Source organism: Proteus cibi (assembly GCF_003144405.1).
In the GTDB taxonomy this organism is placed as follows: Bacteria; Pseudomonadota; Gammaproteobacteria; order Enterobacterales; family Enterobacteriaceae; genus Proteus; species Proteus cibi.
In genome coordinates this window covers 39,351-54,834 of sequence record NZ_PENW01000013.1, presented here as the reverse complement: position 1 = coordinate 54,834, position 15,484 = coordinate 39,351, and the positions used below count along the sequence as shown (strand labels likewise).

10 protein-coding genes are annotated in these 15,484 nt (G+C 35.0%); 2 read left to right on the top strand and 8 right to left on the bottom strand.

Going from position 1 to position 15,484, the window contains the following annotated elements; genetic code table 11:
* Positions 1–640: 640 nt before the first annotated feature.
* Positions 641–949, bottom strand: a complete 309-nt coding sequence (locus DK865_RS07570) for a helix-turn-helix domain-containing protein (protein WP_023581432.1) — start codon at positions 947–949, stop codon at positions 641–643.
* Between the two features lie 353 nt (positions 950–1,302).
* On the opposite strand from DK865_RS07570, the gene DK865_RS07565 reads away from it, so the two are divergent.
* Both DK865_RS07565 and DK865_RS07560 read left to right on the top strand, forming a co-directional pair.
* Positions 1,303–1,722 carry a hypothetical protein gene (locus DK865_RS07565; RefSeq protein WP_109391593.1) on the top strand — a complete coding sequence of 140 codons (420 nt, stop codon included), beginning with the start codon at positions 1,303–1,305 and terminating at the stop codon, positions 1,720–1,722.
* A gap of 157 nt (positions 1,723–1,879) precedes the next feature.
* Positions 1,880–3,211 carry a Fic family protein gene (locus DK865_RS07560; protein WP_109391592.1) on the top strand — a complete coding sequence of 444 codons (1,332 nt, stop codon included), beginning with the start codon at positions 1,880–1,882 and terminating at the stop codon, positions 3,209–3,211.
* A 27-nt stretch (positions 3,212–3,238) separates the two neighbouring features.
* On the opposite strand, the gene DK865_RS07555 is transcribed toward DK865_RS07560, so the two are convergent.
* The 7 genes from DK865_RS07555 to tssH are packed head-to-tail and all read right to left on the bottom strand — an operon-like array spanning position 3,239 to position 15,481.
* The gene (locus DK865_RS07555) at positions 3,239–4,975 is read right to left on the bottom strand and encodes a type VI secretion system baseplate subunit TssF (protein WP_023581429.1); all 1,737 of its coding nucleotides are present in this window, start codon (positions 4,973–4,975) and stop codon (positions 3,239–3,241) included.
* A gap of 58 nt (positions 4,976–5,033) precedes the next feature.
* Positions 5,034–6,359, bottom strand: coding sequence for a VasL domain-containing protein (locus tag DK865_RS07550; RefSeq protein ID WP_109391591.1), 1,326 nt, complete (start codon positions 6,357–6,359; stop codon positions 5,034–5,036).
* Between the two features lie 39 nt (positions 6,360–6,398).
* Positions 6,399–9,947, bottom strand: a complete 3,549-nt coding sequence (gene tssM, locus DK865_RS07545) for a type VI secretion system membrane subunit TssM (protein ID WP_109391590.1) — start codon at positions 9,945–9,947, stop codon at positions 6,399–6,401.
* 2 nt (positions 9,948–9,949) lie between these two features.
* The gene (gene tssA / locus DK865_RS07540; protein ID WP_109391589.1) at positions 9,950–11,404 is read right to left on the bottom strand and encodes a type VI secretion system protein TssA; all 1,455 of its coding nucleotides are present in this window, start codon (positions 11,402–11,404) and stop codon (positions 9,950–9,952) included.
* Between the two features lie 5 nt (positions 11,405–11,409).
* Positions 11,410–12,054 carry a type VI secretion system-associated protein VasI gene (gene vasI / locus DK865_RS07535; RefSeq protein WP_109391588.1) on the bottom strand — a complete coding sequence of 215 codons (645 nt, stop codon included), beginning with the start codon at positions 12,052–12,054 and terminating at the stop codon, positions 11,410–11,412.
* Positions 12,051–12,848: a Fis family transcriptional regulator gene (locus DK865_RS07530; protein WP_109391587.1), complete on the bottom strand. Its 798-nt coding sequence runs from the start codon at positions 12,846–12,848 to the stop codon at positions 12,051–12,053. Before DK865_RS07530 ends, vasI begins: the two co-directional genes overlap by 4 nt.
* Complete coding sequence (gene tssH / locus DK865_RS07525; RefSeq protein ID WP_023581424.1) at positions 12,845–15,481, bottom strand: type VI secretion system ATPase TssH; 2,637 nt, start codon at positions 15,479–15,481, stop codon at positions 12,845–12,847. The genes DK865_RS07530 and tssH overlap by 4 nt, the downstream gene beginning before the upstream one ends.
* Between the last annotated feature and the right edge of the window lie 3 nt (positions 15,482–15,484).

Here is a 15,484-nt window from a genome sequence, read left to right as displayed (position 1 = left end):
TAAAACTCAATGAAATCAGTATGTAACGCCCTTCTAAGCCGTAGGTCACAGGTTCGAATCCTGTAGGGCGTACCATTTAAACTCAATAAGTTACCATCATTTCAAATTCTCTACTTTTCTTAAGTGGGACGGATTTGTGTCGTTGTTGCTAAAAACGTCTTCAGATTTGCGTGCATGTTCTATTAAGTGAGCGCATTTTATTAAGTTTATAAACGCTTATCTTGTTTCTATAAAATAAGTATTCCGCTATTAAATTTTTTATTTAATGACAGACTTAAATTAAATAATATATAACTATTTTAATATTTCATTTAAAAAGATTAATTAATAAAAAAATTATAATGCTTTTATTTTGGTATTGTAGCGGTGTAAATTAATAATGAATATTAGATTAATAAAAGACCATTGTTAATTTTTTGTGGTTTTTATGTTGTGGAATAAGTAAATAATCAATCGATTGATTTTATAATAATGTATTCTTATTTTAATAGGTAAATCGGTATAAAAAATAATCTAACGCTTAAGGTTATAATCTTAATTATTGTATTGTGTGAATAATAAACTTTTATTTCAATAGGTTACATTTGTTTTTTTATCTATAAAATTAAGTTAAATATAAGATTATAATTTTTATATTTCCTTATTTTAGATGACGTCTTTTTTTATTTCTTAATACAATAACATCACTTGAGTATAATGTTTTCTCTGCCAAAGCATTAAGCATCGGTGACATTATTTCAGAGGTAAGTAATAAACTTTGCGGTGATACACCAAGTATTAAAGAAATGGTAATAAGCTGGTCTACTGTTATTTTTATATGTCCGTTTTCTAAGCGTGAATAATGTTGTTGACTGATACCAAGGCGTCGCCCCATTTCAATTCCCGTTAATTTTAGTTGTTTTCTTTTCTGTTTTATTCGCTGTCCAACAAGGGTGTTAATTTCGCTCATATAAATATCTCCTATTTTTTAAATGATAACGTAAAAAAATCAATAGATCGATAAAAACGATCGAAATCTTAATATTAATAGTTAAAATCTATCAATTGTTGTTTATTAACAGTTTTAAGCAGTTTTACTTAAATCAAATAATTGGATAAATTATGTCACTATTTAATAGTTTTTTAGTTTTTTGATGATGTGATAAAAGTGTTAATTAAGAATAAGATAAGGTTATTTGACGTTATATCGCGTAAAAAGGGTTTTATTGCATGGGGGGCTCCTTATTTTTAATAAAACGAATGGAGATTATTAAGGTGTTTGAAGTAAACTAATCGCAGGTTTTATTAATAAGATAAAATGCAATGAGAAATGGGGTTAGGATTGTACTGTGTTTTTTGAGTTTATTATCTATTTTAATATTATTGGTTGTTGTTGATCTTCAGAAAACAAAAGAAAGAAATTTTTGTTATACAAGGTATAATTTCTTTTCATATTTATTGAATACTTCATCAGTGATTAAATCAATACCTAAAATATCAAATGATTCTTATTTTTCTGGTGATGGAATTATTGATCGTGGTTTTAGAGATGGAAATGTGGTGTTTTGTTCTATTAATGACTGGAACAAAGCCTATCAACAAATAAGAGAATATACAGATAAATTGAATATCCCTGTTTATTACGGCAAACCTAAAATAAGGAATGATGAACAATACCTACAAATATATAAATATGAAAATTGTTTATATGTTAGTTATTCTGAGAATTATGCTGGATATTAATTGTTAGTATTAAGATATTAATGTCATAACCAAGTACTTGTTTGTCATATTATTAAGTTTTATAGGTCTAGAGTATGGAATACTGTTTTTACGTATTGACCTTGAAGGATATTTACTGCCATACTTATTCACATCAAATTTTAAAAATTGAGGTATTATGACAAAACATCCTGTAGAACAATCACCTAGAGTTGACTATGAGACTTTTGATTTTTCTAAAATCAGTCCATACCTCAGTAAATATGGAATTGTTGATGAAAAAGGAAGGTACTTGCCTTGGTATAAATTGAAATGGAGAGTGCCAAGTAAAGAAGCTCAAAATATTTGGTATGCAGTAAAATTTCTCAGAGATCAAATAAAAAAAGGAATAGGCTTATTTGATAAGAATGGCAATGAGTTTTCCTTTTGTATTCCTGACTTACTAGAACCAAAGCTTCATAAAATTGTGCAATTTGGTACTAGCAAAATGACTGCGATTGCAGATCCTGAAGCATCAATCAACATTCAAGAAAATTATTTGGTATCTTCGTTGCTTATGGAAGAAGCCATTACAAGTGCTCAATTAGAAGGCGCTGCTACGACGAGAGCTGATGCAAAAAAAATGCTAGAGGAAGAATTAACCCCTAGTACCCCTGATGAAAGAATGATCCTTAATAACTATATGTTATTAAGACTCGCTGATAAGCGAAAAAAAGAACCATTAACAAGGGATTTATTATTAGAATTTCATAGTATTGCAACTCATGGCGTATCAGAAAATGACAATATTCCGGGTGAGTTTAGATGTAGTAATGATATTTATATAGGAAATGATGATAATCCCTTATATTACCCACCAAACTATAAAGAATTAGAAACGAGACTAGAGTTATTATGTGATTTTGCTAATAAAGAACATAATGGTGAGAATAGTAATAAATTCATACCTCCTGTTATTAAAGCGATTATTCTCCATTTCATGCTGGGTTATGAACATGCCTTTAGAGATGGTAATGGTAGGACGGCGAGAGCGATATTTTACTGGTTCATGTTGAAAAATGGGTATGATATATTTGAATACATATCAATAAGTAAGATAATCAAAGAAAATCATAAAGATTATGGAATGTCATATCTTAGTGTTCAAAAAGATTATGGCGACTTGACTTATTTTATTGATTTCAATGTTAGTGTTATTCTAAATGCAGTTGATGAATTACAAGAATATTTAAGAATAAAAACACAAGAATTCTATAATGTTTCTAATATCTTAGATGAATCAAAAATTAAATTTAAATTTAATTTTATTCAAAAAGATCTTATTAAAAAAGGCATTAAGGAACCTGGACATATATTTACAGTTAAATCTATTATGAACATATATGGTGTTAGTGAGAATACGGCAAGAAAATTACTTAGAGATCTAGAGAAAATGAAATTATTTATTTCAATAAAAGAAGGACGTACTACTCATTATATAGCTCCTGCTGACTTGAAAAATAAACTATAAAAAAGCCCTTTGAGGGCTTTTTTATAGTTATAATAATGACTTATAACCTTTTAATGGGGAAGGGGATAAAAACCATTTTATCTTTTCATCATCTTTAAATTTAATTTTCATTTCTAATAACATATTCTCTGATAAACAAAATGGAAAAAAATGATAAAGATGAGAAACAAAAATAAATGCATCACCTTCATTGTCAAAATAATCAGCATCTAGTGTTAATACTAAAGATAAACAACGATGTGGTTTACCTCTTAAAATATAATCATAGGTATGACTATTTAAATCAATACAGCCATCCAAGGATTTTTTTATTTTTCTTGTGATTTGTTTGTCTAATTCGGCATAAATTAAATAATCACTTAGCATATTTTTTATTGTTGTAATAGACATTAGCATAAAAGCATTAGCACTATAATGTGACAACAAATGCCAATAACACTTATCATCAACAATAGGTGGAAAACATTCTGATAACGGTGTGATATTTTTGAGTAATAAATTATCAGGCATATTTTCACTATGTGCATTCAACACACCAATGCTGTTATCTTTATATCTTTCAAAGCCAATATAAGTACAGGAAAAATGTAGACTTGGTGGAGAGATAAGTTCTTCGCCTTTATTGTCATAGAAATGAACCGTATAGAATGTTCTCCCTGTGATATCTTTATCGATAGTTAATGAATAAAAAAGCGAGTTTTGATATTGAGGTAATAGGCGAGATGCCGATGTTAATTCAGTTATCGAATAAAAATGACAATAAATACCACGCTCTTTTTCATGAGGCTCTAATGAAAGCATGATTTCAGATAAACTTGAAAGATAATGGTTATCTGGAATAGGCAGTAAATAAGATGATTTATTCGCTTGGAAATCAATGATAACGGTATGATCTTTTTCTTTATCAACAGTAGGTATACAGTTAAGCAAAAAACAGTCTTGGCATTGTTCTTCGGTTAATGAAATTTGTTTATTTAAATAAATATTAACTGTAAATTGAGTGCTTTTCCCCCAATCTAATTTTTTGATAATAATAGGAATATCTAAACTGATAAAATGATGAACATGGGGAAGATATAAACCTTCTAATAATTGTTGTGGCGCTTTGGGGGTATTTTCTGATTGTGGAAAAATAGGGTGATCTTTACCAATTTGTGATTTAAAACAAAACGTTGCATTATCGCCATGGTAACGTTGATCGGCATGTTTTAATTCAATATAGTCAAAATGCTGCGTTAACCCAAGTAACAGAGTATCTGCAATATTTTTGATCGGACTAAGAAATAAATTTAGCGAGCAAGATTGCATTTGCTCTATATCACCAAGGTAAGCAAACGTTAACGAGATACAACTTTTATTAGGTTGATGTGTTACTTGTTTCTCAATAATAGAATAGGGTTCGATATATAAATCGCGACAAGTTGAAAAACACGCATTATTATTGCCTAAAGCACTACTGTTTTTAGGAATGTAATAGCGGTAGTTAATCTCCTTATCACAACTGATCTGAATAATAGATGTTGATGGCAGTCCTTTTATTGCTTGAGAGCCGAGGCGTTGTAATAAAGGGAGCGTGATTTCAGGAAAAGCATCATCAATTTTTTCTTGCAAGTGAGCAGAAAGAAAGGCAAACCCCTCCATTAAATAGCTAGTCTGAGGATCATCTGGCTCTAATACTTCCGCTAAATGCGGTTTTTTTTGCGCATAGGATTTAGCCAGTTTTTGCAGGTATTGTCTTTCTTTTAAATATTTAATTTCGCTCATGTTAATCTAATATCTATCCTTTAATAATAAATAATATCTGCCATAATTTTTTTATTTTTTAATATGAATAAGGCTTTAATCCTAACTCTTCAGCTTCTTTTTGAAGGAGATAATATCGAGCCAATAATCCATTAATATCGGTATCGAGATTATTAATTAATGCAGGAGAAATAGACTGCTCTTTATTTATTTCTTGTGAAAAAGCATACAGTTTATTTTCAATAGGAATTGATTTGTTATGGCTTTTTTGTATTTCATAAATAGCCGTTTTTAAATAAGAAAGTGTGAAACTTCCTCTATTACGCTCTTGTTGAACAATCCTATCGGAAAGTTGTTGAATTAATTTATTCGTATCAGACCAACTGCTGTCAATTGGTGCATTTTCCAATCGTGTAGTAAGAATATTTTGCCATTGTCGTGTTGCATAAGATTGATCTGCATTATTGGGCCAAAGTTTTTTAGCGACGTCTAACATTTGTTCTGATTTTCTTAAAGTAAATATAGGAGACTGTTTTTCCATTAAAATAAGGTTATTTGCGTATGAACTGATATTGGGTTGATATAACCACTGTGTAATGGCGCCTTCAGGTTGAGCTGTAATGGCAGACAACTCTTTTTGCATTGGTAAATAAAGAACAGTACCAACAGTAATAAAAATAGTACTACTACTTAATAACCCAATAAAAAAGCCTTTTTTTGCACTCATTGGTTTTTTCTCAATAGGCGGATCGTTAGATAAAATCACTTCCGTGATAGGGTTAGAAATATTATTTTCTTTAGGTTTATCGGATGCGCTGATATAGACAATAGGCGGGATCTTAATGGTATTGTTGCTACTATTTTGAGTTGAACTTTTTGTATTTTGCTCTAAGGTTTTCGCCACATTTTGGAAAAACCAAAGTAAATTTTCTAGCTTGGGTAATTTAGGCCAATCTGTATGGGCAAGTTGATTGATAATTAATTGTAGGGCTCTTTCTGAACGATAAATTAAACGTAAATCAACAGGCGAAAAGGTTAATTGGCGTAATAAAGCGCTAGCTTTAGTATTAAACCAATTTAAAACTTCATACCGATGATTTGGCTGAGTAGGCCAAAGATTATCCCATTGACTCACGACTATATTAGCCAGTAACTCGCATCCTTCCGTAAAACCATTTAATCCATCTAGATGCAGGCGAGCCAGAGTGTAATAAGTGCCACTCTGTAAATCGATACCATGCGTTTTAAATAACGTTAATGAGAGAGAGCCAATAAGTGTCCAACTGATCTCAGGTTGAGAAGGATGATTAAGTTTATTAAATTCCGCTTTTAATGCGATAAATTCAGGGATATCTAAGGGAGAGCCTGCAATTTTTATCACAAATTTTTCGTTTGGCGTATTCATGAAATATCCTCTCCCCTCATAAAGATGAGGGGAAATCAGTTAATAAAGGGTTTCTGGTAATTTGAAGCGAGTAAATAACCCACCAAAGAAAGGATTATTAGATTCATCGATTGTGATCCGATATGCCATATCACCACCATCAAGGGTAAATTTCACATCGAAAGAGTGCGGTTTTATATTGGTCAGTTTGCCACCATTAATGAGCCGCATTTGTGCCCAAGGTCCATTAAATAAAATAGCGCGTGGTGATTTGTCTCCAGAAATAGGCACTAAGGTCAGCTTGCTCTCCACATTTGAACGCATTGAATTAGGCCAAACCATATGTACGGTATGGCTTCTACCATGTGCATAATCGAGTAATTGTCCATCAAGATTTAAAATACTACGACGCTTATTGCCGGCTAGAGACAGTGCTTCGATGGCAAACTGTGCTTCCAAATTTCCTTGGGCATTAAAAAATGTATTTCTAATTCGATTAGCAATTTCAAGTTGTTCTAATACATCTGGACGAATAAGTGATTGACCATCACTATTTTCAATTAAATTATTTTCAACAAAAAGGCGTAGATTTTGCTGATAGAAGCTATCTAATGTGCCATTTGGCTTGAAAAAACGTTCAAACTCACTTAAAGGAACATCTTGTGTCGTCGATGCATTAAATGGATAACGACCTATAATGTAAGTATGATATTGCTTAACGACGGTTTCATTCCATTCGACCTCCATGTAGCGAATGGCTTCTTTTTGTACAACATTCCACGCTTGATCTGCTAATTGTCCTACCCAACGATTCATTGGTTCAGGTAATGTTTTAGCCGATTGCGATAATTCAAAAATAATGTCGCGATTATTATCTTCAAGGCGAGATGTGACCGCTTTTAATGCTGCTTTTCCCGGTATTGGTGAGTTATAAATACCCAATAAATAACGATGAAGTTCATTTAATTTTTGATTGAGATTTTGCAAATTCTCACCATTATTACTGACAAGAATTTCAGTTTGAGGTGCAAATTCTTTATCTAATCGAGTGAGTAATTTATATTTTAATTCCTCCATTAATGCCTTTTGATCAGCTATTGGTAATGAACTGTCTATTTTCGGTAATGTTGTATTATCTCTTAGTACCTGTAATGCACGACGAATGGGCTGTTCACCGCTAATAATTTGCTCTAATGCATTAATCTCATCTTGTAGTGATTCAAATTCTCTTATTTCAAGATTACTCATGGCTGCGCGCCACTGAGCCGTGTAATCATTTAGGTATTGCTCTGTGATTTGACGTTGGATCTCTTTTCTGTCGCTTTCACTGTATTGAGTATTTGTACTTAAATTTAATACCCATGCATCTAAAAAGGTGAGATCCACCAGCTCATCATTATGTTGAGTAAAGTAGCTTGTTAATCCATACCACGTTAGAAGCTGAGGCATTTGGAGTTTGTCTTCATTAATCGCAGTAAAAATAGCGTCAAAACTAGGACCAACTTGATGACGGATATTTAGTGGTGATGAGAGAACTTGATTCGCTTTAAGACGTAATGTTTGATAAACACGTTGATAAAGAGGCAAGCGGCTCAACTCTTTTTGCGCTGTATTGATTGGCTGAGTAAATGGTGTAAAAGCATTAATAGCCGTTACCTCACCTGCCTTGCGCTGAGTTTGCCAATCGGTATGTTTCAATGCGTATTGTAGATGTGACATTAATTGAGATTGAATATCTCTCTGTCCCGTAAATAAGCGACTCCAATAATTAGCCATAAAGTTTTCAACAATCTCATTATTGCGCCCACTCTTATCTTCAAGCATGCGCATAATACGTAATATCTCTAACTTTTCTTCACTACCCGTTGGCGCTTTATTTAATTCAGTCAATAAAGAATTCATAATTGAAGGCAGGTAATGTTCTGTTATCAATTGGAGATAAACATTTTCGACATAAGGGCCGACATTTTTTCCTTGATATAACCCTAGATCCGAAAAAATATCACTTTTTTCGCGATAATTACCGTAAGCTAATGTGGCATCTAATAATGGATTTAATACCGCAAGTTGCTCTTTTCCCGCTGTATTCGTGGTAATGGTTGCTTCTGAAGAGCGAAAGGCTTTAACTTCATTAAGTACATTTTCACCAGATTGATAGTTTTTACTGTAATAATGGCTCCAGCCATTCCATAAAGCGATAATACCAACAACACTAATAGCGGAAGCTAATAGCACTCTTCTACGATGTTTTTTAAGCCAAAATTGACTTTCAGCTGCAAGATTCGGCTCTGATAACAAAACATTTTGAAACAGTGATTGCGTAAAGTAGCTATGAGTTTCTGCAATGGGCCAAGTGGCTAACGGCGCTGTTGGTAAATGGTATTGAACCGATGCTGTTTGACTAAAGATATTATCAACTTGACCGACTTGTGTTGCTGACGTGAGGTATACCCCTCTTAATTGAATATCTTGCTCTTTATGACTGGATGTTAATGCAGTAAGCAGGCTAATAACGTTAGTTTTTAGCCCTTGGATTTGACGAATAAAACTAAATAACTTAGTACGTTGGCTTTCATCAACGCGATTTAGCATCATCTCAGGAAGGGCGCTATTCATTTGGCTTACCCACTGTTCCCAAAATGCATTAAGATCTTTTTCCCAATTATTTTCACTATCTAATCGGAATGTCACACCTAATATTTCATCACGCTGCTTGGTTTCTAGTGACTGAAACATTGCGTCAAATCCCTGTAATAAATCGAGCTTTGTAAACACGATATAAATAGGTAATTGACTCTTAAAAGCGATACGGATTTCTTGTAGCCGCATATGCAATGAGGTAATAAATTGGCTATTTTTCTCTTTATCGTTTGTCAGTAGTTGTAGTGTATCAATAGTAAGAATAATGCCATTCATTGGTTGGCGTGAACGATGTTCATTCAGCCAGACTAATAACTCATTCCATAATCGGTGATAAAGTTTCGGCTTTTCTAAAATAAGATTAGGTTGTGTAATTAATTTACCTTCTGGCATTAATAATATGGCTTGATCAGCCAATAACATTTTTATATGCAAAGGTAATTTTTGTTCGCTAACGATATTTTCAATAGGCGCAATATCTAATGTATTGAGGCTATTTTTTAATAATGTATTTTTGCCACTTTCATCGGTGCCTAGAACAAAATACCAAGGCTTTTGATAAAGCGCGTTGGTATGCCCATTTTGGTGTTTAATAAATTGCGATTTCCAATAGTTCAAATAACGGTTTTGATGCTCAATATCATTAAGTGCTGGATCGACAATAGCGAGTTCAATATCTAATTTTAGGCCTTCAAGTTTTCTTACACGAAGCCATGTTGCGATGCCAACCCAACTGACAACGACCAAAATAGTGATAACAGTGGCTAGCCAGCGCGCACTGAGCGATCTTAATGGGTAATCACCTTTAAATTCATAATTAGCTCCCCACCACCAAATCCACATGACAAACAGCGCCGGAATTAAGGCAATAAAAAGTAAAATGAAGGATTTAATTTTTGATTTATCAGCAAAGAAAATTTTTTTTATAAAATCCGTTATTTTCTTTCCAGAAAGAAATGACCAATTCATTATTATTCCCTATGAGAAGATGCGTTCTGTTGGTATTCCGCTTTTGATGCCAATTGACTTAATAAATTGGGTTCCCACTCTGATAATGAATATCGAAGTGCATCTTGATAAAGCTGATTAAAATAAACTTTTGCGATGGAACTCATCTTTGACGCTTCAAAAAGTTGTGCTGAGAGTAACTGCAAATAAAACCGCTGGCGGGGTTCTGTTGTGATTGAAATGGCATTATCAATCATCAATAACGCCGCATTAAGACCTTCTTGTTCAAAGCAAGTCATAATTTCTTGTTGCTCACGTTGGAACGATAATGGCGGGCTCGCTTTATTATTCGTTTTGCTCTCTAAGCGACAGAGCCATTGATGAGTTTCTTCAGAAATAAAAAGTGTCATATCAGAGAAATAGAGGTGGTTAAGCTGAGGTAATCTCGTTAAAAATCGTGAAAGCTCTTGAGCAATGGCTGATGAAATATCCGTTAGCCCTAATGATTGAGCGGCTTGAGCAGCAATATAGTGACCATCTAACCAGTAAGGAGCTAAGGTTAAGCTCTGTTCAATTTGATTGAGTAAAGTGAGCGTCGGTTGCGTGAGTTGTGCTTTATAATCAGTCACTCTATCAATATCCACCGCAGCTAACGGGGTTTTACCTTGCTTATCACTTATTGGGAGTGTTTGAATATTGTGCCAAATGGCATATCGGCGTAGGCGATAACCAATAGCATCATGAGGTGCTTGTTCACAAAGCATGCCCGCCACTTTTAATAGTGTCTGTTTCCATTGGCGATCATCACTTTGATTAATTTCAACGTGATGTTGTTTTGCTTCGGAAGTCACGTTTACGGGTGTTTGGGTAGGTGTTTTAACTTCATTAATAGGTGCTGCTTTTACACTTTCTTCAACAATAATGGTCGCTTTGGGTGTATTTTCTATATGTTGATACGCTAGGCTTAATTCATCCATTTGCGTAGATAAACTTGGCTGACAGGTGTGCCAAAATTGTGCTAAATAGGCGAACTCACCCAAAATATCATCACGTTGTTCAGGCGTGGCTTGTTGGCAAAAGTTATTTTTGACTGATCCAAAACGTTGAAGAATTTGTTGTGCTAAGCGTAGCTTTAAGCGCGGATTACTTGGGTAACTGATATCCCAATAATGTTGCATATAGGTGCTGGCAACAGTGGCTGCAATAACGAGTTCTTCAGGAATGGCTGCATGTTGTAGTGTCCTTAGAAAATGCACCAATAGGCGAAAGTCTTTGGTTTGTGTTGCGAACAACTGCAATGCGCGACGCTGAATATCATCAATATCTAAAGTGCCATGGCTTAGTGAGCCAAATTTTATCATTTCACTTTCGATATATTCCCAATCAGTGCTATTTTCATCAAGCTGGCTACGTATTTTAGCCTCATCCAAAGGTGCTAAAAGTTGTTCTCGCCATGTACCGAGTGTTTTAGTTGTCATTTTTATCACCAATGACAGGCTGAACGCAGAGGTTTTATCTCTTCGTTAATGCCTGAAATATTAAAAGTTAATTGCTCATCATTTGCTAATTTGATGGTTAATTTTGTGCTGGAAAGCAACTGCTTGATTTCATCAATGCCGGGTATACCGCGACTTGCTTCCAGCAAATAACCGTCTTCCCGTAGAAACCATTCGCTGCTTAATTGGGTTTTATCCGTGATGAGTTGGATATTTCCTGCGGTTTGTTTTTTCGGTAACGCAATTTGCATACGGGTAATGTTGTCAATACAACTGAGCATTAAAATAGGGTGGGGCGGTTGATATCCCATTGCGGGGATCGTCATAATGACGGGATAAGTACCGGTGTTATGAGTTGTTACTATAAATCCTGCCGTATAATTTTCACGCTTCATTTCATGTTCTACCGCTAAGCGCCAAATATCGCCCATTGCACTAATGTCAAAAGTAGAAGTTTGCTTATTCTCAACATTAATTTGGTCATAACAGGATAAGCGAATAAGTTGAGATACCTCTTCACGACATTGAGAGAGAGCTTGTTCAGTGAGGTTAACTTCATCCTCTTGTGCAAAAGCACTGTTGAGTGAAAAGAAAGCCAGAAAAATGAAATAAATAGTCCGTGAATAAATCATTCAAGACATCCATATTTTTTTAATTTATAGAGAAGAGATCGCTTTGAAATATTTAAGTTTTCAGCGATTAAATTGAGATCGTCATTACTGCTTTCTTGTTGATAACGCAGAATTGCCGCTTCATAGTGTTCGGTGGCTAAAGTAAGATCGTTTACCTCGGCAAAAGAGTGCGGTGATGCTCGCATTGAAGTTAAATTAGAGACGGATAATGAACGTAACGTCTGATTAATTTTCTCTTCTTTTTCTTGCTGTAATTTCAATAGATATTGCAGATCAGCAATTTTCTGTTGTGATTGAGAAAACGCTAAAATACTTTTTAGTTGATGATGAAAAATATTGCAGTAAATAGAGAAGATCCCTTGTTCATAAACTGTTTCCTCCAGATCTTGACCTAACATAATAATTAACCCACAAGGTTTATTATTCAGATCAGCAAAAGGAATACTCAACAATCCACAATGCACAGGTTGTTTGGCGATAAATTGTTGTAAGGCATAGTCGCTAATATAACTGCCTTGTTTTAGATCATTCCAAAGTACAGGTTGGGAGTGTGATAGAAGCTGGATCAACGGGTGATCCGCTTCTGTAATATCGACATCCAAATGTTTTTTCTCTACTTTTTCATTAAGATCAATGCTCCAGCTCTCTAAGCGGTTCTCTGATTTATTAATCATTGACACAATAAGTGCGCTGAATGGACTGCGAGGCATACTGAGCTCAAGAAATTGGCTGATCAGTGAGTCCACATCTAAGCAAGTTAAGAGAGAGAGCGCATTTTTCAGTCTGTGCTTCATAGTGCTACATTTACCTCTGCAATAAATTGGTTATCTTGCGCGGATAACCGTATCGTCCTGATATCTTCATTTCTTGCATTGTGTTGCAAAAGAAGGAGCGAAAGAGGCGGGAGTAGTGCGCCATCAATAATGGATTCTAAAATTCTTGCTCCATTTTCGGCTCGTGAAGCACGTTGCAATATTTCATCTGAAACGGCGTCTTCTAGTCTGATTTCTGCATGAAAGCGTTGTGTCAGTAACTCGGTTAAACGTGTTAGTTTGTGAGTAATAATTTCTTTGAGAATAGCCTGCGTTAACGGTAAGAATGGAATGACTTCCATACGTGCTAAAAGAGCGGGTTTAAAGAAGGTGGTTAATTCTGGGTAGAGCGCATCATGCAATTCATCCGGCTTATCGGCATTAGCCATAATGATGTGATCACCTAAATTAGAGGTTAGAAAGAAGGCGACATTCTTGCAGTCAATAATACGACCTTCTCCATCAGCTAATTCCCCTTTATCAAAGGCTTGATAAAACAGGTTTAAAACATCAGGATGGGCTTTTTCTACTTCATCAAGTAATACAACAGAATAAGGCTTTTTACGGATAGCCTCTGTTAATACGCCTCCTTCGCCATAACCCACATAACCTGGCGGTGAACCAATCAGGCGAGAAACCGTGTGTTTTTCCTGAAATTCAGACATGTTGATCGTGGTTAAATACTGTGTTCCACCAAACATTAACTGAGCAATTTGAATAACGGTTTCTGTTTTACCCACACCACTCGGTCCTGCTAACAAGAATGCCCCTAATGGACGACCTGAACGGCGTAGATCGGCACGCGCTGTTAATAAGTGCTTATGAAGATGCTTAATGGCGAGAGTTTGCCCTTTTATGCATTGTTCAAGATAGGTCGGGAGCTCCGTTACCACTAAGAGTGCATCTTGTGATAATCGATTAAGGGGCACACCCGTCCATTCAGCAATAACAGCAGCAATTTGTTTTTTATCTACATGAGGAGAGACTAATAAAGAGTGTTGATGTAATTCATTTAACTCTTTATTTAGCGCCTTTAATCGAGATTTTAGCTCATCACTATTATTTTCAACATTTTCACCGTTTGCTTTTTCGTCAACAGATTTCGTTAATGTTGATAATAAAAGTGAACGTAATTCGATAATTTCACGAACAATATTTTTCTGTTTTTCCCATGCCTGTTGAAGCTCATCAATTTGTGTTTCAATTTCAATGGACTGATTTTCTAATATCGCTAAGCGCGCTGAGTGATCGTTTAAACCGAGTTGCTGTTCACGGGTTAATACATCACACTCCATTTGGGTTTGATGGCGTTGTGTTTTTAATGCTGATAGTTGTTTAGGAGGCGTTGAAAGATTGATCGCCGCACGAGCACAAGCCGTATCAAGGACATCAATGGCTTTATCGGGAAGCTGGCGACCAGAAAGATAACGCTCACTTAATTGTGCTGACGCACAGAGCGCTTCATCATCAATAAAAACTTGATGCGCTTTTTCATAGATAGAGCGTAACCCACGCATAATAATAATCGCTTCATCGGCAGTGGGCTCTTTCACTTGAACAAGTTGAAAACGACGCGCTAATGCAGCATCTTTCTCAAAATATTTTTTGTATTCGCTCCAAGTGGTTGCTGCAATAGTACTTAATTCACCACGTGCTAATGCAGGTTTTAGCAAATTAGAGATATCTAATCCCCCTTGCTGATTTCCTGCTCCAATCAAGGTATGGGCTTCATCAATAAATAAGATAATAGGGGTGGGAGATTGAGCTACTTCTTGCATAATGCCTTTAAAGCGTTTTTCAAATTCTCCTTTAACAGCGGCACCCGCTTGAAGAGCGCCTAAATCTAATGTTAATAACTCACATTCTTTGAGTTTTTCAGGAATGTCGCCTGCAATAATACGTAAGGCTAACCCTTCAATTAAGGCACTTTTACCCACTCCTGCTTCACCAACAACCACAGGGTTGTTTTTACGACGACGGCAGAGAATATCAATCATTAAATCAATTTCATGATCACGACATAAAACAGGATCTAACTGATTATCTCTTGCTTGTTGCGTCATATTTTGTGTAAAACGCGCAAGCATAGAGTCTGATTGAACTTGGTTATTGGATGATTTATTCGCTTCTGTTATTGGCGTTTCTGCTGATGTCAGAGTCCATTCATCAAAGTTAAGTTTGAGTTGCTCTCTATTGATTTGTGAGAGCAATTCAACGGCTGAGTTGGGCAAATAACGATGAGGCATTTGTAATAAAGTAAGTAATAAAACGCCGGAACGTAATGCCTTATGACTAAGCTCTGCTGAAGCGAGTAGCCAACTATCTTTAAGCCATTCGACTAAGAGTGGGGAAAAATTGGGGTAACTTTGCGCCACGCTTTGGTGCTGTACAGCGTTAAGATTTAACAGCGTGGTTAATGCTGTGGGATTGATATCAACTTGATTAAAAATGGTACGGATATCCGTTAATGGTGTTTCCAGCAGTTGTTGTAAAAATTGCTCTACGGTGATTTCAAATTGCTGGTGGCTTACACAAAACGCAGCCGCATTTTCTAAAGCGTGTTTAGCAATAGGGTGAAGTCTATTAACTAATGTTGAGAGATCAATCTGGATCATAAG

Coding starts and splice junctions, on each gene's coding strand:
- DK865_RS07570 (WP_023581432.1), bottom strand. CDS start 949: ATGAGCGAAATTAACACCCTTGTTGGACAGCGAATAAAACAGAAAAGA.
- DK865_RS07565 (WP_109391593.1), top strand. CDS start 1,303: ATGAGAAATGGGGTTAGGATTGTACTGTGTTTTTTGAGTTTATTATCT.
- DK865_RS07560 (WP_109391592.1), top strand. CDS start 1,880: ATGACAAAACATCCTGTAGAACAATCACCTAGAGTTGACTATGAGACT.
- DK865_RS07555 (WP_023581429.1), bottom strand. CDS start 4,975: ATGAGCGAAATTAAATATTTAAAAGAAAGACAATACCTGCAAAAACTG.
- DK865_RS07550 (WP_109391591.1), bottom strand. CDS start 6,359: ATGAATACGCCAAACGAAAAATTTGTGATAAAAATTGCAGGCTCTCCC.
- tssM (WP_109391590.1), bottom strand. CDS start 9,947: ATGAATTGGTCATTTCTTTCTGGAAAGAAAATAACGGATTTTATAAAA.
- tssA (WP_109391589.1), bottom strand. CDS start 11,404: ATGACAACTAAAACACTCGGTACATGGCGAGAACAACTTTTAGCACCT.
- vasI (WP_109391588.1), bottom strand. CDS start 12,054: ATGATTTATTCACGGACTATTTATTTCATTTTTCTGGCTTTCTTTTCA.
- DK865_RS07530 (WP_109391587.1), bottom strand. CDS start 12,848: ATGAAGCACAGACTGAAAAATGCGCTCTCTCTCTTAACTTGCTTAGAT.
- tssH (WP_023581424.1), bottom strand. CDS start 15,481: ATGATCCAGATTGATCTCTCAACATTAGTTAATAGACTTCACCCTATT.